Here is a 17,479-nt window from a genome sequence, read left to right as displayed (position 1 = left end):
GCAATGTCAAAAGTTCGTTTTTTAAATGTGTCTGTGGATAACCTCACGATGAGTGAGGCTATTTCTGCTGCAGACGATTTAATCAGACAGAAGAAGTGTGCTTTTGTTGCGACGCCAAATGTGGACCATTTGGTCTTGTTGGAGAAGAACAGCGGGTTGCGCGATGCCTATGAAAAGGCTGACCTTGTTTTGGCAGACGGCATGCCCATTATTTGGTTCTCCAAATTCTATGGGGGCAAGATAAAGGAGAAAATCTCGGGTTCCGATTTTTTGCCGGAACTTTGCGGAATGGCCGCTAAAAAAGGCTATAAGATTTTTTTCCTGGGGGCCGATGAAGGCATTGCGCGTAAGGCTGCGCGGAATTTGGAAAAGAAGTATCCGAAACTGCGCGTGGTGGGCTGTTATTCGCCTGCAAAGGGCTTTGAAAACAACCCGGCCCAGATGGCCGAAGTCGATCGCCGCCTGGCCTTGACCGAACCGGATATTTTGGCTGTTGCCCTTGGTTGTCCGAAACAGGAAATCTTGATTTCGCAAAACAAGGATCGGTGGCATATTCCGCTGAGTCTTGGAATTGGTGCGAGTCTTGACTTTGCTGCGGGTCGTAAGAAAAGGGCTCCTCGATGGATGTCGAACTGTGGCCTTGAATGGTTCTACCGTATGTGGCAGGAACCGGGCCGAATGTTTAAGAGGTACATTCTGAGGGATTGGCGTTTTCTTATGTTGTTGTGGAAGTACAGAAAGCAGAAGAAATAGTTTCCAAGGGGAATACTTTTGGAAAGACTGTTTACCAACATCATAAAATACTATTACTGGTTTCTTGTTGCCATTGCAGCAAGTTTGATGTTCGGTGTTAAAGATGTCTCTTCCGTTTTAATATTGTGTGTCGCTGCGACGGCGTTGATTTGCCAGTCGACCATTCGTTGGAAATGGTTCGACGGGCTAGTCTTTGTGTACCTCATGTATAGCTTGGTAAGCTATTTCTTTGTGGAATACACGTATTCGATGCGATTGTATTACTTGGGAATAAGAGGCCAGGTTGTTCCGATATTGTTTTATTTTATTGCTCGCAGCCAAACGTTTAAGACGGACGATTTTTTTGAAAACTTTAGAGCCCCGCTGTTCTTTGCAATGGTGTGCGGCGTGTACTTCTACTTTTTCCAGCCCTATTTTTACATGTCGTACAAGGCTGACGTTATTTGGTCCAATTTCGATTCGGATGTCAACGAACTGTCGGGAAAACTGTTGTACGAATTTACAAGAATGTCGTCGTTCTGGCCGCATTCTTATTTTATCGGTTATTCGTCGCTGTTCCTGTTTATGTATTCTGCAAAAAAAATAGTGGTTGATGAATGCTACAAGAAATTTGACTTGGCTTGTTTTGCGTTGAGTTTTTTCTGCCTGTTCTTTGCACAGCAGCGTGTTTCGATAGCTTTTTGCGTTCTGTTCTTTGTCTCGCTTACGGTGTATGCAACGATTAAACGTTTGCCATCGCGAAACCTGCTTTATTCCCTGTGGATTTGCGCCGGCATCTTTGGAACGGGAATATTCCTGCTCGTGATGAACTATTTGGATGTCGACTTTGTGGATTATGTTCTAAACCGTTCCGTGAGTTACGATGGAAATATTGTCCAGGACCGATTTGCACTCTTTGATAAGTTTATTGAGCAGTTGAACTTCTTTGGGCGGGGACTTGGACGTTTTGGTCATGGCGCTGTCGAAGAAGGGTATTTGGGCATTCCCGATAGTGATTATGTGCGAATCCCTGCAGAGCTTGGCTTCTTTGGCCTTGCCATGTTGATGGGAATTTGTGCGTACAGCCTTGTTTCTGGCTTCCGGATTTTCAAGTATGCTTTTTTTGAAGTGTGTACCATTTGTTTTTGCCTGACGGCCATGATCGGAGCTGCCGTGTGGGAATTGGGTACTTTGCAGCCGTTCCTCTATTGGTTCTGCATAGGCCATATTCAGAGCAAGTTTGACCGCCGTGATGAATTGGAAGGCGAATACGAAGCTTATTTTGAAAAGTTGCGCCAGCAAAGTGACGGCGAAGATGAGGAGGACGCCGAAGAATGAGTTCTGCGGTAGAAGTCTCTGTCATCATCGTCAATTACAAAACGTGCGAATTGTTGCGTAATTGTCTGCGTTCTGTGTTTGAACAGACGAAAGATATTTCTTTTGAAGTCATTGTTTCTGACAATGGGTCGGAAGATGGCTCCGTAGAAATGGTGCGCAATGAGTTTCCGCAGGTGGTTCTTGTCGAAAACAAGGCGAACCTTGGATTTGGTGCGGCTAATAATCGTGGTCTGAATGTAGCCAAGGGCGAATTTGTTTTTTATTTGAATAGCGATACCTTGCTGCTCAACAATGCCATTAAGGGCTTCTGTGATTATTGGAAAGGCCATGAAAGCGAAAATTTGGGCGCTTTAGGATGCAACTTGGTAGATGCCGAAGGAACCCTCACGGAATCACATGGCGTTTTCCCGGAAAATGGAAAACTGATAAAGGCCATGATGCATCACTTGGCTGCGTTTGCGGTCAAGAATGCCATGAAGTTCCTTCACATGGATATTTCCAAGCTTCGCCCGGTTCCAGTTTATAAGAAATTTGTTGGTGATGTTGATTTTGTTATCGGGGCAGATTTGTTTGTGAAAAAGTCTGAACTAGCACGTTTTGATGAAAACTTTTTCTTGTATTATGAAGAAACGGATATGCAATGGCGCATGGCTAAGATTGGCTTGAAACGCAGATTGATTGATGGGCCGAGGGTAATGCACCTTGTTCGCGGAGGTCGCGGAAAAATGGATGATGTCCTCCGGTATGGTTCTTTTTCTATAATTCAGTCGGAAATATCCAAAGTTCGTTACACGAAAAAGAATTTGTCCAAGTCAGTTTCTTTTGCCCTTAAGGTGATGATTCTCTTGCATTGGTTGTCTCCATATATTTTTAAGAATACCCGTCAGTATTTCGGGGTGATGCGGAGTGTGTAAATGATTCCCAAGAAAATTCATTATATTTGGATCTCTAGCACGAAAAATGCGGCTAAACCCGAAAATATAGAACGTTGCTTGCAAAGCTGGAAAAAAGTTTTGCTTGATTATGAAATTGTCGAATGGAACGAATCGAATTTGCCAATAGAAGAGTTCGTGTATGCCAAGGAAGCGTATGAACAAAAGAAATGGGCTTTTGTTTCGGATTTCTTTAGGCTGTGGGTCCTTGAAAAATATGGCGGCATTTATTTAGATACCGATGTCGTTTTTTATTCGACGCTTGATCCGTTTCTTGACAACAGACTCTTCTTAGGAACGGAATTCACTGACCAAATTTCAACTCACATTATTGGTGCAGAAGCACATCATCCGTTTTTGAAGTCTTGCTTGGATTATTACGAGAATCGCCATTTTGTTGTTGATGGTGAAAATGATATGACTCCGAATTCCTGCATTATGACTCATATCTTTATCCAGAAATATGGTTATAAGGGTGAGCTCGTGCGTTTTGACGGAAAGCCGAGTGTGTTTGATGATTTGGTGATTTATCCAGACTCGTACTTTATGATTAACACATACGATGGATGTAATGTTTGTGTCCATGAGCAGAATGGAAGTTGGCGCAATGCGGGTGCAAAAAATCCGGTTCTCGAAGAAGTGATGGAATCGTATTTTTGGAAAAAATTCTGTAGAAAGACGGTATTCTCGTTTGGTCTTGTAAAAAAATGGGTTTATCTTTTGCTTCCGATGTGGGCTATAGTTTTGTATTCAAAGCATAGTGCGAAAATCAAGAATAATAAACGTGCTGCCAAAGTGAAGTGGAAAGTTTGATTGCTGTATGAAGTTACCTAAGTTCCTTGAATGGCGTAAGTTTTCGTTGCCCATGATGGGCGTTCTCTTCCGTATTTTGAAGTTGATTACGTTCCGTGACAGGAATCTTTGGGCTTTTGGTTGCTGGATTGGGAAAAAATATGATGATAACGCCAAGTTCTTGTTTGAATACGTGAACAAGAACCATTCGAACATTCGTTGCGTTTGGCTTACTCGTAACAAGAATGTTGTTGCTCAGGTACGTCAATTGGGTTACGAGGCTTACCTTAGTTCTTCGTTCAAGGGCGTGATGATGTCTCTTCGCTGCGGTGTTGCCATTATGACAAATGGCTTGGATGATTTTGGCGCGATTCCTTTGGTGGGCGGTGCAAAAATCGTAGCACTGTGGCATGGTGTTGGCGGGTTCAAGAAAATCTATAATGAGAATTATTCCGGCCTCAAGTTGAATGTAAAGAGAACTGTGGATGCGGTTTTCAACTGGGTTGGCCGCGACATATCTTTAGGAACGTCGGAATATACCGCTGAACGAGTGATGGAACAATTCGATGTCAAACGAGACTCGATTGTAATTACCGGACAGCCGCGTAACGACCTGTTCCGCGAAAAAATGGAACGCTCGTCATTGGTTTCAAATGTGGATTTTGATTCGTATTCGAAGGTTGTTCTTTACATGCCGACTTATCGCGTGAGCCCGAATACTCATCGGGACACCGTCAAGGATATTTTGCAGGAACTTTCTTCTAGCGAAAAGTTTCAGGATTATTTGAAAAAGGAAAACATCCTTTTCTTGGTCAAGCTGCATCCGCTGACTCAGTTCGCGATGAAATCGGATAACTGCCATTTTCAGGTGCTCGGCGATAAGCAGGTTCGGTCTGTGCAGCATTTGCTGATGGCTGCGGATTGCTTGGTGACAGATTATTCTAGTTGCAGCGTCGATTACGCCTTGTTGAATAGGCCGATTGTATTCTATGTTCCTGATGAAGCGGATTATTTGTCGTATTCCTCTTTGAATGACGCTTACGGACGCGTTGTGACGGACAAGGCGCTGAATGTCGATGATTTGATTGAAAAGATTTCTGCAGGGGATATCGCTTCAACAAAGCAACTGAATGATTTGTTCGAAGATGCTTCTATTGTTGGAACTTGTTACAGCGAAAATATGTATCGTGCCATATGTAACCAGTGCAATTTGGAGGTGGTATGATTTCGATTGTTCTCCCGTCTTTCAATAGAGCGCGCATTCTTCCTAAGGCTGTTGAAAGTATCCTGCGCCAGACGTACAAGGATTTTGAGCTGATTATTGTTGACGATGGATCTTCTGACAATACGCGTGAAGTGGTAAAAAGCTTTAACGATGATAGAATTGTCTATGTGCACCAAGAAAATGCTGGTGCATGCGTTGCTCGTAACAACGGAATTGATCATGCCCGTGGAGAATACATCGCATTTCAGGATAGCGATGATATTTGGCATGAAGATAAGCTTGAAAAGCAATTGAAGGCCCTTCAAGAAAAAAATGCCGACATTGTATTTTGCAGAATGAATAGAATGTCTGATGGGAAAAAGATTGGCCTTGTTTCGGATTATTTTAAGGAAGGCTTCTTGTCGAAAGATGTGATGCCCATGTCTATCGGCACACAAACCCTTATTGGCAAAAGCATTGTTTTTAAGCAAGAAAAATTTGATTCTGAAATGCCTAGGTTTCAGGAATTTGAATTGCTTGTGCGTGCGCAAAAGAATTATTCCATATATTGTATGGAAGAACCTCTAGTGGATTACATCATTCAAACGGATTCTCTTTCTGTGAATCCTTTAAAATACACACAAGCGTGGGAATTGATGCTCATGAAGCATCCCGATTTTTTAGAGCGCTACAATTCCTCGCGTGATCGTATGGCGTGTGATGTTGTAAGAAACGCCTTTTTGACTGTTGATAAAAAATTGCGTTGGCAAATGATAGTTATGGCGCTTAAGTTCAAGACATCGCCGAGAATGATTTACCGCTTGTTGAAATTTTCTTTATTTAACTAAAATATTTATTTTTTCAAGTCGATTTAAAGCCTCGTTCAACGTCTTGTCTTTCTTGGCAAAGTGCAGGCGGATAAGGTGATGGACATCTTCCTTGAAGAAACAGGAAGCGGGAACTGCTCCGACACCGATTTTTTGGGCTAGGTCTACGCAGAAATCCACATCGCTCTTGTAGCCGAACTTGCTGATGTCCGCCAGTACAAAGTAGGCGCCTTGAGGATCGGTGAAAGGGATCCCTAAATCCTTGAGACCCTGCGTGAAAAGATTTTTCATGTGGGTGTAGTGCTGCTGCAGACCGATATAGTAGTCGTCGCCAAAGTTCAAGCCGACAACGGCGGCTTCCATAAGTGGCGCTGCCGCACCGACGGTCAAGAAGTCGTGGACTTTCTTGACTCTGTCAATGATGCGTTCGCTTGAAATTACATAGCCAAGCCGCCATCCTGTAATAGAGAAAGTCTTTGAAAGGGAAGAACAGACTAGAGTCCTTTCTTCCATGCCCTTGAGGGTGGAAATATGTGTGTGCTTGTGCGGGGCGTAGATGATGTGCTCATAGACTTCGTCGGTAATGACGTAGATGTCATGTTTGATGGCGAGGTCTGCAATAATCTGGAGTTCCTGCTCTGAGAAAACCTTGCCGCTGGGGTTCGATGGATTGCAGACGAGCAAGGCCTTGACGCCTTCGGTGCAGATTGCTTTTTCAAGTGCATCCACGTTGAATTTGAAATCGGGCGGGATTAGAGGAACATAGATTGGCTCTGTGCCGCAAAGAATGGTGTCTGCAATGTAGTTTTCAAAGAAGGGGGAGAACAGCACGACTTTGTCGCCAGGATTTGTCACGGCCATCATGGCTGCTACCATGGCCTCTGTACTGCCGCAGGTGACTACGACGTTTTTCATGGGGTCGATGTGTTGCCCGGTAAAGTGACTCTGCTTTTTGGCCAGGGCTTCCCTAAAGTTCGGAGCACCCCAAGTGACTGCGTATTGGTGGGGGCCTTCGTCGGCGACCGTTTTCAAACGGTCGGTAATTTCTTTAGGCGGCTCAAAGTCTGGAAACCCCTGGGAAAGGTTGATGGCCCCGCAATCCAAAGAAATGCGAGTCATTTGGCGGATCATCGAATCGCTAAATCGAGATGTTCTAACACTTAAATCTTTCATGATGTGGAATTTTTCTTGCTGACTTAATTGGACTCAAACATGTCGATGCGCACTTTGTGCTTGCCGCCCATGAAGTCGGTTGCAAGGTAGATGTCTGTAATTTGCTTGCAGAGGTCAAAACTGATAATGCGTGCGCCCATGCAGAGAACGTTTGCATTGTTGTGGAGCCTGGTGAATTCGGCTGATTTAGTGTCTCCGCAAACAGCTGCGCGGATGCCCTTCTGCTTGTTTGCCATCATGCTCATGCCGATTCCGGTACCGCAGATGAGAATGCCTGTATCGACTCGTCCGCTTGTGACTTCTTCGCATACTTTCTTGGCGTAGATGGGGTAATCGACGGCGTCTGTGGTATCGGTGCCAACGTTTATAATTTCATAGCCTTTGGATTCTAAATATTGGATAAGGGACTGCTTGTATTCCACTCCAGCGTGGTCTGCGCCAATTGCAATTTTCTTGATCATATGAATCCTTTGGTTAGGAATTGAACAGCTCTTCGTCACTAAACTTCATGAGGGCCTTGCAAAGAGGGATGTCCTCTTTGCGGGTAATCTTGATGTTGTTCGTAAAGCCTTTGGAAAAGTAAATGCGTTCGCCGTAATAGGTGCAGACGAGGTCTGCGTAAATGAAATCGTGCTTGTCTTCGGCTTCGGCTTTTTCGTACATGGTACGAATCAACTTGTAGTTGTAAGCTTGCGGGGTCTGTACACGCATAATGGAACTACGATCCAATTCTTTGAGTCCGCTTTTGCCACCGTCTTCGGTAAACAGCACCGTTTCGTAGCAGGGAATAGCGAGAGATGCGTTTCCTTTTTCGTGCGAGACTTTTAACATCTCGTTGATGGCTTGCTGGGGCAGAATGGGGCGGGCTGCATCGTGAATAATTACCTGGTCTCCATCTTCCAGTTTGTCCTTCAAAAAGAAAATGCCGTTGCGGGAAGAGTCGTGACCGGTCGCACCGCCTTCTACAATCCACCTTACCTTGGGAATTTTAAATTCGTCCAGAATTTCTTTGAGGTGCTCGATCCAGTCCTTTATGCAAACAATGAGAATTTCATCAATGTTCTCGTTCCGCTGAAAATTTTCCAACGTATAAACAATGACAGGCTTGTCGTTCAACGAGAGAAATTGCTTGGGCATGGCTCCCCCCATCCGGGTTCCGGAGCCACCTGCCAGAATAATTGCTACATGCTTCATTGAAAAATCCTATTGTCGTTATTGTTAGGCTACGTCGATGTCCACAAGTTCCTTCATGAACATTTCCATGTACTTTTTGTCCCAGATGGTGACGCGTAGGAATCCGGCGGAATCACCCTTGCCGCAGAAGATGAGAATGCCGCGATTCTTGAGTTCGTCGGTGATGTATTCTGCGGTCTTATGCTTGGGCGTAATGCAGATAAAGCAGCCTTCGGTCGGAATGAAGGAGTAGCCGGTTTCTTTAAGTGCATTGAGCAGGTAAGTTTTGCCCGCTTCGAATTTGTCGGTGAGTTCCTTCACGACGCGGTCGTAGTTGGCAACCATTTCTTCAGCAACGGCAAGTGCAACCGCGTTCACAGTGTAGTGCGGCTTGTAGTTGCGAACGTACTGGGCGTTTTCTGCGCTCGAAATGACGACTCCGATGCGGAGCCCCGGCATCGAAAGCATCTTGGAGAATGTGCGGAGAATGACGAGGTTGTCGTATTCCTTCAGGAGCGGGAGAGCCGTTTCTTTGTGGAAGAGATAATAGGCTTCATCAACGATGACAAGCGCGTTGTTTTCCTTGGCCTTGTCGAGCACCTTGCGGATTTCGTCCATGGTGTAGGCGTTACCGATAGGCATGTTCGGATTCACGAGAGAGACTAGGCTCGTGTTCTCGTTGATTTCGGCGAGAAGCTTTTTGATGTCGAACGTGTAATCTTTTTCATAGTGGACGAATTTCGTGTTCATGCCTTGCATGTCGGCGTAGACCTTGTACATGCCGAATGTCGGCGTGACACAGACGAGGTCCTTGCTCGGCTCGCCGAACACTTTAATCACGTATCCCATGGCAACGACGCTTCCGTCGGTGAGGGCGATGTTGTCGGCGGTGAGGCCGATGACCTTCGCATATTCTTCAGTGAGCTTGGATTCTTCGGGGTAGATGGAAAGGTATTCTGGGGTGACTTTCGCCATTGCTTTGTCAAAGAGCCATTGCGGGATTCCATCTGGGTTTTCGTTCTGATCGAGCCTTACGTATTTGCCGCGACCTTCCGGCTGGTTGGTGCGAAAAAATCCCTTTATGATGGGGTTGACATAGTACATGATACGATTCCTCTTTTTTATAAGGAGACATCTCGATGATGTTTCTTTGAAGGCAAATATAGCAAAATGGGATGGGGTGTCCCTACTTGTTGAACGAAATGCGAATGAAACGGTAAGGAATCGCTATCAGTATCATAATAACGCAGCAGATAAGCATGTAGACTAAAGGGTTGTTTTTTACGAATGCTCCATCGTCTACGCGCGATAGGGCAATCATGGCAAGCCTTTGATAAATGTATAGCGGAAACAAGTGGGCACCAAGCCAAAGAAGCGCTTGATTCTTTATTTTCACTTTCATTGTGGCCAGAATGACGCACAGTGCGAAAACGATGCATTCCAGATTGAATAACGGTGACGGGATTCGGTTGTGCAATAAATGAAGTGCGATGAATGCTATTGTCGATGCTGTGAATGCGAATGCATAGTTCTTTTGTAGTGTGGGTACGAGCTTTTCTTTGAAATAGGAAAATAAAAGTCCTGCGTCAAAAGCAAAAATAGTGTTGTACCACCATTCTTTTTTGGTAAGGGCTAGAGTTACAAGCGCAATGATGAATAAAAAGCTGGCGAAAACGAGGGCTCTTTTAGGGTTGAGAACCTGAGCTTTTGTCGTGATGAAAAAAGACAACCAGACAATGGCGTAACAAAGTACAATTACGAAAATATACCAGTTGCTGTTTCCGATACTATCCCATCCGGTAAATGAAAGCAATACCTCGGAAATGGTCATTTCTTTGCCGATAAATTGGTTCAATATAAAGAATGCGAGTACGGCCACGTCGAAATTTAGGATGGTCGGTAAAATTCGCTTTAACGGCATATTTTTTACGTAATCCGCTTTCTTTTTGAAAATGGATTCCATGATTCCGTAGCCGGAATAAAACAGAAACATGACAACTATGAGTTGGTCCAGCTCGCGGTCGATTTTTACAAAAAGCTGGTCGGGCATGGCGGAAAAATCATAGCCGCTACCGATGATATACTGAAGGATGTGTCTTACGAAAACGAAAAGAATGAAAATTCCTTTTATGGAATCGCATTGGTCCCGCTGTAGAAAATCATTGTAGAAATCTTTTTTTGAGAATTTGATTTTCCAGAAGCAGAGTATGAGTATGCCAATGTAGAAAGCGATCATAGGTCTTTACGGAAAAAAGAAATCCTTAATGCGCTGCGTTGCGTTGGCGTCGTCGTATTTGATGAATAGCTGTCGCAAGAAAGCTCTTTTTTGCTTTTCTGGGTCCTTCCCTTCTGCGATGTCCCGAATGGCGTCTTGCATCTGTGCCAAATTATACGTTAGGTGACCGGCGCAAATCGATTCTATGGGCTCGATAAAGAACCCGCGCGTTTCGCGGTAGCGTTCGATATCGTAGAAGTAATAGATGATGGGACGATCCATGTACAAGAAGTCGTACACGGTTGTCGTATAGTCCGTAATGATGCTGTCTGAAATGGCTAATAGAGGGTTGAGGCTGGTCTTGATTTTTTGGACCAAATCCTTGTAGAAAAGGATGTGCTGTGTTCCTTCGGCTTTGACAACGTTTGTGTGAGCTTGTTGAATCGGATGAACTTTTGCGATGATTAACGTTCCTGTTTCGGCTAGGGTCTTTTCAAGATTGCCGAGCTCGTCTTCGGTGACGTTTCCCCAAATGGAACGCTTTTTTGCTTTTTGAGCGTCGTAAAATTCACGTGCCGGATTTTCGTAGTCGCGATGTGTGGGAACGTAGGTAATCAGTTTGCTGATCTTGAATCCGACAAGCTTTTCGATTTCGCTTCTTAATGCGGAATGGTCTTTGAAAAGGATGTCGTTGCGAGGAAAGCCGAGAGAAATAAAATGGGGATAGTAATGGCAGTTGTCAAGAGCGATAAATTTGGAACTGATATCGGATATAGAAAGGTGATAATCGTACATCCTGTACATATCCCGCTGTTCCTGAAGCATTTTTTCGAAGCCACCGTGATTTTCCCAACGGTGAAATTCGTTTTTGATAAGTCCTCCAAAATAATTGAGGCAAATGGCTCTTTGCGTCGGGACCTTGTAGGGTAGGCGAGTGTAGTCCGAATCCGTGAAGACCGTGTAGCATTTGGCTATGGCCTTGCGCGTGCCCTTCCCGTCCTTGAATCTTACGTAATGGATGCGTTCGGGGTGAAAATTCTTGCAGTAATCCTTATAGGATTGCAGACGGTCGTCATGGTAATAAAGCAGATAGAATTCGTAATTGTCAAATTTGGGGTCGCGGACCATGTCGTTGAACAAACAAAGAACGTTGTCAGATTCCCCGTTCAGAATATCGTAGCCGTCAAGCCCACAATTTTCGTGTGGGTAAAAGAAAACGGCTTTGGGATTCTTTTTCGTTTTCTTGTTGATTAACCGCTTGATTTCCAGTTTGAGTTTGTCTATCGCTTTCATTTTTTCTTCTTGAATTTCATTTTGACAAGGTCAACGAGTTCTTGCATGTCGGGATTCTTGCGAAGCATGAGCCAGTACAGGAGTAAAGCCGTACTGCTTCCGACAATGATAGTTACAATATGAGGCAATTGCAAGTAGGTCATGAAGTAAACGGGGATACATGCTAGTATGCAGCGGATAAGGTATGGCGAAAAATCCTTAACTTGTTGAATGTAACCGAGATGGAACAGTTTCCCGGTGTAGTAAGTGTTGATGAATACTGCAATTTGATTATACAGAAGCTTTGAAAGACAAATGGCAAAAACCCCGAAAGGGATGGCGCATATTAGAATTGTGATAGAAATGGCTTTTTTGATGATTTCAAGTTTGAGAAATAAATCAGAGCGACCCTTGACTTTGAGTAGATTTAGGTTGATTGTGCTCAAGTGGTCAAACATGCTTGAGAAGGCGAATACATGCAAGAAAATAACCGCCTTTGCCCATTTTTCCGTTAGACAGAAAAGAATAATTGGTTCGGCGAGAGCGCAAAGAATTCCCGAAAAAATGAAAATGGTCAAGGATGTGATTCGAATGTATTTCCTGTAAACACGGACTAGGTGTTCCTCGTCATCTTGAATTTTGGCGAGAATCGGGTAGGTTACGGTTTGAAGTACTCCATTAATTGTGTTATTGGGCAAGTCGGAGAAGTTGGAACCGCGTGAATAGTATCCAAGGTCTTGGGCGGAATAGAATTTGCCGATTGCGAAGGTGGTCATGTTGCGGTATATTGTGTGCAACAATCCGGCGGCAAGGAGGCGGCTGCCGAAAGAACCTAGCCTCTTGAAAGATTCCATGCTGAACCCTGTCGTGGGAATCCAACGACAAATATAGCAGATGAAGATGAGGTTGATGCCGGCGGCAATTAGTTGCTGGTAGACTAGTGACCAAACGCCATGTCCGATATAGGCGAAACCGATGCCGCAAACGCCGCTGATGAGTGTTGCAGCAACCTTTCGTTGTGCCAAAGCCTTGAAGTCCAGCTTGATATTGAGCATGGATACTTGGACTGCCATGATGGCGTTGATAATCAACGTTATGGCTTGGACTCTCAGGATTGGGCACAGTACTTGAATTTTGAAGAAATTCGCGATGAAGGGCGCTGCGAAGAAGAGCAGTGCGTAGATAGCGATGGAAATGCCTAGGTTGAAGTAGAATACAGTGCTGTAGTCTTTTTTGGAAGGGTCTTTGGTCCGAATCAAGGCGGAACTGAATCCGCTATCGATGAAGGCTTGGGAAATTTCAAAAAAGATGGCAAGGAGACCGATTGTTCCGTAGTCTGAAGGCAGCAACAGACGTGCCATGATGATTCCAAGTAGGAATTGAATTCCTTGGGTGGAAATTCGTTCGATAAAATTCCATTTGGAACTGCGGATTGTCTGTTGCTTGATGGAGGTCATTTATTTTTCCAGTAGAACCTTATGTAGGACTGGTGCGGGATGCGTTTTTCTTCTGGCGGAAGTTGCATGTAATCACCGTAGAAGGTTCGTAACATTTTGTCGTAGCCATTCATTGCCCGGAATTTTTCTCCTTCGAAATCGACTAGGACTGTGTTTTGGAATGTTTCGATAGGAATGTATTCAAACCCGCCGTCTACAACGGCGTAGTTTGTCCAAAATTGGGTAGAACCATAAGGGATTCTTTGAATCCGTTTGTTAAAAACCCTTTGAAGTTTGTGCCCGCCCAGCCCGTTCAATGTTTTAATCTTCTTTTTTATGAGCTTTAGCTTGTTGACGATTCCCTGTTGGTCCATGATGCGTGTAAATTGGATTTTTTTGGGGATGATGCTGGACCATTGATTGTAGATTTCCTTGAATTCAGCTTCGTAAGCGGCTTGGTCATTAGAAACGCCGTCCAAGGGGAAAACGTCTATCCATAAGCCGGTTCGTTCGGAAATCCAATGGGCGTTTTTGGCGATAGTCCTCTTTGTGTCAAAAACGCGGGCGTAGGCAATAAGGCAGTCGTATTTGCACTCAACGCCAGTGTAGGCAATGTCAAATTTATCGGATTTGTATGTCCGAATGAATTTTTCGTAATCGGGGCGAGGCATGCAGATGTCTATGTCGTCATCCCATGGAATGAAACCTTTGTGTCGCAGAGCCCCGATAAGGGTTCCGTAGGCGAGGGAGTATTTTATGTTCTCTCTTTCACAAAAAGCATGAACGTCTTTTAATATCTCAAGCGAAAGATTGTGGATGTCTTTAAGAGTCAATTCCTGCATTTTATATGAACCTTTTGCCTTGTAAGTCTTTAAATGCGTCAATCAGTTTGTCGTAATCGGCCGTAGTCAAGGCCCCGATGTGGCCGACACGGAAAACGGTGTCCTTCATATCGCCGCCGTTGGGGCAAATCCACATGCCGTATTCGTCCTTGATCTTGAGGAAAATGTCGTAGGCCGAAGCAGTTGTCGGGTGCAGCGGGGTGACTGCGTTTGAAAGCGATTCGGACACGATTTCAAAGGGCAGGTCCTTGATTCTTTCACGGAAGTAGTTGGCGAGCGATGCCGTGCGGGCGATTTCTGCTTCCACACCGCCATTCGCGTCAATTTCCTTGAGGCGGGCGTTAATCTGGCGCAAGATGCTTACGGCCGGAGTCCAGGGGGTCTGTCCGCGTTCGGCGTTCTTCAAGGCAATCTTCAAATCCAGGTACTGGCATTTGCATTTGACTTTCTCGACGCGGGCGAGGGCCTTGGGCGAAAGAGCCATCACCGAGATTCCCGGCGGGCAGGCGAGTGCCTTCTGGGAACCGGTAATCATGATGTCGGCGCCGAGTTCTGCCATGTTGAAGGGATCGGCCAGGAAGGTGCTGATGCAGTCGACGATCAAGAAGAGGTTGTTCCTCTTGCAGAAGTCGCTGATAAGCTTCATGTCGTAGTGGACGCCGGTAGAGGTCTCGTGCTTGTTCACGATAAAGGTGGTGTATCCCTTGCCTTCATAGGCGGCGAGGTGTTCTGCCTTCAGTGCCTTACCCGGAGCAAGCTTGATTTCGTCAAAGGGGATTTCGTGCAGCTCGCAGAGTTCCACAAAACGGTGACCGAAGCTTCCGCCGTTCACGACGATAGCCTTGTCGGCCGGAGTCAGGGTGTTCATGATGGCAGTTTCCATGCCGGCAGATCCCGAACCCGTAATGAAGGCGACTTTGGAGTCGTCGGTAGCCTTGGCGAACTTCTTGATTAGGCGTTCGTTTTCGAACATCAGTTCCGAAAATTCCGCGGTACGGAAATAGGGGACTTGTTCCGCGCCGATGGCACGGACTGCGTCACTAGATTGCACTGGACCGACAGTAAAGTTAATCATGTTCCTTTCCCTTTTTTCGATTAAATGTTGTGGCAGTTTTTCTTTTGCGAGAACTGCTGCATGACGTATGCCATTTGAATGCTTTCACGCCGTCTTAGACGTGCCGAAGAAAAACGCTTATTCAGTATGCAACTGATGAATTCCTGGATCTCGTAACGGAGACCGAATCCGTCCCATTTGTAGAAGAACTTCTTGTTGTCATTCTGGTTCTCATAGCGGAGTTCGAAGTAGTCCGTTTTCCACCATGGGGCTGGTACATAGGCGTAACCCTTGGTTCCAGAGATTACGAGACTTCCTTCGGTTTTTACACCTAGACCTACTTTGAAAGAACTTGTTGCACTAGTGTAGCGGAACAGTCCTCTCGTGTAGACGTCGACCCCGTTCTCGACCTTGCTGAACAGGGTTAGGTCTTCGTAATTAATCCCGAGGAGCTTGAATATGGGCAGTAGCGGATAGCTTCCCTGTTCGTAAAGTGCTCCGCCAGCCTGGTCGGGATCGAATTCTCGACCGCCTTTGTCGAGTAGCTGCGAAAGCGATACGTCGATATCCACCACGTCACCGATAAGTCCGGACTTGATAAGGACCATGAGGTGGTTAAATGCCGGACAATGCGCGGTTTTGTTCGCTTCCATCAGAATAAGACCGCTGGCTTCAGCCTGTCTGTAGAGTTCCTTCGCCTGGTCGCCGTCAAGAACCATCGGCGTCTCGCAGAGAACGTGTTTGCCCGCTTGCAGCGCAGACTTTATGCAGCTGTAGTGAGACAGGTGTGGGGTTGCGATATATACGGCATCGACTGATTGCAGGAGTTCTTCAAGGCTGCAGCAAGCTTTGATTCCTTCGAATTTTGAGACGAAATCTTCGGCCCTGTGCGGGTCGATGTCAAATGCGGCACAGACATTAATTCCGTTGACGATGTTTGCTTCAGACGGAAACCTCTGGGCAACGCGTCCGCAGCCTATGATTCCCACGTTCACGATTTCCTGGGAACTGTCGCGCAACATTGTGGAGCTGATGCCCTCGGTGCGCGGAAGGTACACGACCTCGCAGAATTCATTTAGGTAGTCAAATTTTCCTTCCCAGTCGGAACCGATGGCGAATATGTCTACGTCGTATTTTTGGATATCGTCAATTTTTTGACCGACGTAGTCTTCTATGATAATCTGGTCGGCGAGCCCCGTCGCCTTGACGGCCTCGACGCGTTCCAGAACGTTGTTACGGACATTCAGCTTGCCACGGTCGCGATCAAAGTTGTCGTTGGTGACGCCAACTATAAGATAGTCGCCAAGAGCCTTGGCTCGCTTTAGCAGATTTATGTGCCCCTGATGGAGTAAATCATACGTGCCGTATGTGATAACTTTTTTCATCGTGACCTTTAAAATAAAAAATTCGGGATTCCCTGATTTTGAAAGGTCGTGCCTATGGGGCTTTAAAGGTCTTGAGGCTTCATGCTTTGTATCGTTTTAGAAAACATGTCGCTAAGGCTTGTTCTAGCTTGCCATCCCAGCTCTTTTAGCTTGGTGGTGTCTAGGTTCATGTGTAGCGTTTTGGCATATCCAAACTTGGAAATATCGGCTTCTTCCACTTTCACCTGGATTTTACCCTGGGCTATCTTTTGAGCGACGAGTTGCGCCATTTCGTAAATGGAACAATAGGTGTCTTCGTTAGCAGCGTTGTAGGCTTCGGCGCTTTTCCCCTTGGTCAGAACTGTGAGAATTGCGCTTGCTGCATCCAAGGTGTACAGGTAGCTGCGTTTGGTCTCGCCTTTGGTATGCAAGATGATGTCGCGGTTTTCAATGAGACATCTAGAAAAATCGGCGAAAACGCGCCCGTCGTTGTACTGGACTCCCGGGCCGAATGTTTGGGTCAAGCGGACGACCTTGGCGGGGACTTGGAACTGGCTTGCGTATGCCGTGCAGAGAGATTCGCAAAGTCGCTTGCTTTCAGGGTAACTGGTACGGACGTTCATTGTGTCCAGGTCAGTGCCGTGGTCTTCAAAAATCTTGTCGTCGTTATGGGGTGTTCCGTAAACTTCCATGCTGGATAGGTATACGAACCCCTGGACGTTTTTTTGCCTGGCGAAATCCAACATGTTCTTGGTTCCATTCAAGGCGATTTCGATAATGCTGACAGGCGCTTCTACAAAAGCCTTGCTGGATGTTTCGCTGGCGGCATGAATCACGTAGTCGACGTGACCGTCAAAGGTGACTGGTTCCCGGATGTCGCCTGTGACAAACGTGATGTTCTGTTCGTAGTTCTGGAACATCTTTTTTGCCTTGTTCTCGTCGCGGACAAAGGCAATGATTTTTGCTGAAGGGGCGTTGGCGACAATAGTTTTGATAAGGGTGTTCCCGATAAGTCCTGTTGCGCCGGAAATGAAGATGGATTTGTTTTCCAGAGCGCTGAAAACGTCGGCGTTTTGCGATCCTAGTTCCTTTATCTCATCAATCAAGATCTTTTCTGAATACATG

Annotated in this window: 17 protein-coding genes; 6 read left to right on the top strand and 11 right to left on the bottom strand. The window is 45.7% G+C overall.

The window, feature by feature from the left end; genetic code table 11:
• The first annotated feature begins 3 nt into the window (after positions 1-3).
• Genes QZN53_RS00425 through QZN53_RS00400 form a run of 6 tightly spaced genes read left to right on the top strand, consistent with a single transcriptional unit; the run spans position 4 to position 5,846 of the window.
• Positions 4-753: a WecB/TagA/CpsF family glycosyltransferase gene (locus QZN53_RS00425; protein WP_163436664.1), complete on the top strand. Its 750-nt coding sequence runs from the start codon at positions 4-6 to the stop codon at positions 751-753.
• 18 nt (positions 754-771) lie between these two features.
• The gene (locus QZN53_RS00420) at positions 772-2,070 is read left to right on the top strand and encodes a hypothetical protein (protein ID WP_163436663.1); all 1,299 of its coding nucleotides are present in this window, start codon (positions 772-774) and stop codon (positions 2,068-2,070) included.
• On the top strand, positions 2,067-2,984 hold the full coding sequence (locus tag QZN53_RS00415; RefSeq protein WP_163436661.1) for a glycosyltransferase family 2 protein: 918 nt from the start codon (positions 2,067-2,069) through the stop codon (positions 2,982-2,984). The genes QZN53_RS00420 and QZN53_RS00415 overlap by 4 nt, the downstream gene beginning before the upstream one ends.
• Positions 2,985-3,815: a glycosyltransferase family 32 protein gene (locus QZN53_RS00410; protein WP_163436660.1), complete on the top strand. Its 831-nt coding sequence runs from the start codon at positions 2,985-2,987 to the stop codon at positions 3,813-3,815.
• A gap of 7 nt (positions 3,816-3,822) precedes the next feature.
• Positions 3,823-5,019, top strand: a complete 1,197-nt coding sequence (locus tag QZN53_RS00405; RefSeq protein ID WP_163436658.1) for a CDP-glycerol glycerophosphotransferase family protein — start codon at positions 3,823-3,825, stop codon at positions 5,017-5,019.
• A complete protein-coding gene (locus tag QZN53_RS00400) occupies positions 5,016-5,846 on the top strand; it encodes a glycosyltransferase family A protein (protein WP_163436656.1) in 831 nt (276 codons plus the stop codon). Before QZN53_RS00405 ends, QZN53_RS00400 begins: the two co-directional genes overlap by 4 nt.
• On the opposite strand, the gene QZN53_RS00395 is transcribed toward QZN53_RS00400, so the two are convergent.
• The 11 genes from QZN53_RS00395 to QZN53_RS00340 all read right to left on the bottom strand — a co-directional run bounded on the left by QZN53_RS00395 (position 5,835) and on the right by QZN53_RS00340 (position 17,478).
• Positions 5,835-6,998, bottom strand: coding sequence for an aminotransferase class I/II-fold pyridoxal phosphate-dependent enzyme (locus tag QZN53_RS00395; protein ID WP_163436654.1), 1,164 nt, complete (start codon positions 6,996-6,998; stop codon positions 5,835-5,837). The genes QZN53_RS00400 and QZN53_RS00395 overlap by 12 nt on opposite strands.
• A 23-nt stretch (positions 6,999-7,021) precedes the next feature.
• Positions 7,022-7,459 carry a ribose 5-phosphate isomerase B gene (rpiB, locus tag QZN53_RS00390; protein ID WP_163436652.1) on the bottom strand — a complete coding sequence of 146 codons (438 nt, stop codon included), beginning with the start codon at positions 7,457-7,459 and terminating at the stop codon, positions 7,022-7,024.
• 13 nt (positions 7,460-7,472) lie between these two features.
• A complete protein-coding gene (locus tag QZN53_RS00385) occupies positions 7,473-8,192 on the bottom strand; it encodes a 2-C-methyl-D-erythritol 4-phosphate cytidylyltransferase (RefSeq protein ID WP_163436651.1) in 720 nt (239 codons plus the stop codon).
• Positions 8,193-8,216: 24 nt separating this feature from the next.
• A complete protein-coding gene (locus QZN53_RS00380; protein WP_163436649.1) occupies positions 8,217-9,275 on the bottom strand; it encodes a histidinol-phosphate transaminase in 1,059 nt (352 codons plus the stop codon).
• 82 nt (positions 9,276-9,357) lie between these two features.
• Positions 9,358-10,407 (bottom strand): acyltransferase family protein, encoded by a 1,050-nt coding sequence (locus QZN53_RS00375; RefSeq protein WP_163436647.1) that lies wholly within the window; start codon positions 10,405-10,407, stop codon positions 9,358-9,360.
• A gap of 6 nt (positions 10,408-10,413) precedes the next feature.
• Positions 10,414-11,679 (bottom strand): CDP-glycerol glycerophosphotransferase family protein, encoded by a 1,266-nt coding sequence (locus QZN53_RS00370; RefSeq protein WP_163436645.1) that lies wholly within the window; start codon positions 11,677-11,679, stop codon positions 10,414-10,416.
• Positions 11,676-13,115, bottom strand: coding sequence for a lipopolysaccharide biosynthesis protein (locus tag QZN53_RS00365; RefSeq protein WP_163436644.1), 1,440 nt, complete (start codon positions 13,113-13,115; stop codon positions 11,676-11,678). Before QZN53_RS00365 ends, QZN53_RS00370 begins: the two co-directional genes overlap by 4 nt.
• Complete coding sequence (locus QZN53_RS00360; protein WP_163436642.1) at positions 13,112-13,936, bottom strand: phosphorylcholine transferase LicD; 825 nt, start codon at positions 13,934-13,936, stop codon at positions 13,112-13,114. Before QZN53_RS00360 ends, QZN53_RS00365 begins: the two co-directional genes overlap by 4 nt.
• 1 nt (position 13,937) lies before the next feature.
• Positions 13,938-15,011 (bottom strand): aminotransferase class V-fold PLP-dependent enzyme, encoded by a 1,074-nt coding sequence (locus QZN53_RS00355; protein WP_163436641.1) that lies wholly within the window; start codon positions 15,009-15,011, stop codon positions 13,938-13,940.
• A gap of 20 nt (positions 15,012-15,031) precedes the next feature.
• Positions 15,032-16,375: a Gfo/Idh/MocA family oxidoreductase gene (locus tag QZN53_RS00350; RefSeq protein ID WP_163436640.1), complete on the bottom strand. Its 1,344-nt coding sequence runs from the start codon at positions 16,373-16,375 to the stop codon at positions 15,032-15,034.
• 62 nt (positions 16,376-16,437) lie between these two features.
• Positions 16,438-17,478, bottom strand: a complete 1,041-nt coding sequence (locus tag QZN53_RS00340; RefSeq protein WP_163436639.1) for an NAD(P)-dependent oxidoreductase — start codon at positions 17,476-17,478, stop codon at positions 16,438-16,440.
• Position 17,479 lies beyond the last annotated feature (1 nt).

The organism is uncultured Fibrobacter sp. (genome assembly GCF_900316465.1).
GTDB lineage: Bacteria > Fibrobacterota > Fibrobacteria > Fibrobacterales > Fibrobacteraceae > Fibrobacter.
The sequence above is the reverse complement of the archived record's forward strand: the minus strand, read 5'-3'. Positions and strand labels throughout refer to the sequence as shown.

Coding starts and splice junctions, on each gene's coding strand:
- QZN53_RS00340 (WP_163436639.1), bottom strand. CDS start 17,478: ATGTATTCAGAAAAGATCTTGATTGATGAGATAAAGGAACTAGGATCG.
- QZN53_RS00400 (WP_163436656.1), top strand. CDS start 5,016: ATGATTTCGATTGTTCTCCCGTCTTTCAATAGAGCGCGCATTCTTCCT.
- QZN53_RS00375 (WP_163436647.1), bottom strand. CDS start 10,407: ATGATCGCTTTCTACATTGGCATACTCATACTCTGCTTCTGGAAAATC.
- QZN53_RS00405 (WP_163436658.1), top strand. CDS start 3,823: ATGAAGTTACCTAAGTTCCTTGAATGGCGTAAGTTTTCGTTGCCCATG.
- QZN53_RS00370 (WP_163436645.1), bottom strand. CDS start 11,679: ATGAAAGCGATAGACAAACTCAAACTGGAAATCAAGCGGTTAATCAAC.
- QZN53_RS00410 (WP_163436660.1), top strand. CDS start 2,985: ATGATTCCCAAGAAAATTCATTATATTTGGATCTCTAGCACGAAAAAT.
- QZN53_RS00360 (WP_163436642.1), bottom strand. CDS start 13,936: ATGCAGGAATTGACTCTTAAAGACATCCACAATCTTTCGCTTGAGATA.
- QZN53_RS00365 (WP_163436644.1), bottom strand. CDS start 13,115: ATGACCTCCATCAAGCAACAGACAATCCGCAGTTCCAAATGGAATTTT.
- QZN53_RS00350 (WP_163436640.1), bottom strand. CDS start 16,375: ATGAAAAAAGTTATCACATACGGCACGTATGATTTACTCCATCAGGGG.
- rpiB (WP_163436652.1), bottom strand. CDS start 7,459: ATGATCAAGAAAATTGCAATTGGCGCAGACCACGCTGGAGTGGAATAC.
- QZN53_RS00395 (WP_163436654.1), bottom strand. CDS start 6,998: ATGAAAGATTTAAGTGTTAGAACATCTCGATTTAGCGATTCGATGATC.
- QZN53_RS00425 (WP_163436664.1), top strand. CDS start 4: ATGTCAAAAGTTCGTTTTTTAAATGTGTCTGTGGATAACCTCACGATG.
- QZN53_RS00385 (WP_163436651.1), bottom strand. CDS start 8,192: ATGAAGCATGTAGCAATTATTCTGGCAGGTGGCTCCGGAACCCGGATG.
- QZN53_RS00380 (WP_163436649.1), bottom strand. CDS start 9,275: ATGTACTATGTCAACCCCATCATAAAGGGATTTTTTCGCACCAACCAG.
- QZN53_RS00415 (WP_163436661.1), top strand. CDS start 2,067: ATGAGTTCTGCGGTAGAAGTCTCTGTCATCATCGTCAATTACAAAACG.
- QZN53_RS00355 (WP_163436641.1), bottom strand. CDS start 15,011: ATGATTAACTTTACTGTCGGTCCAGTGCAATCTAGTGACGCAGTCCGT.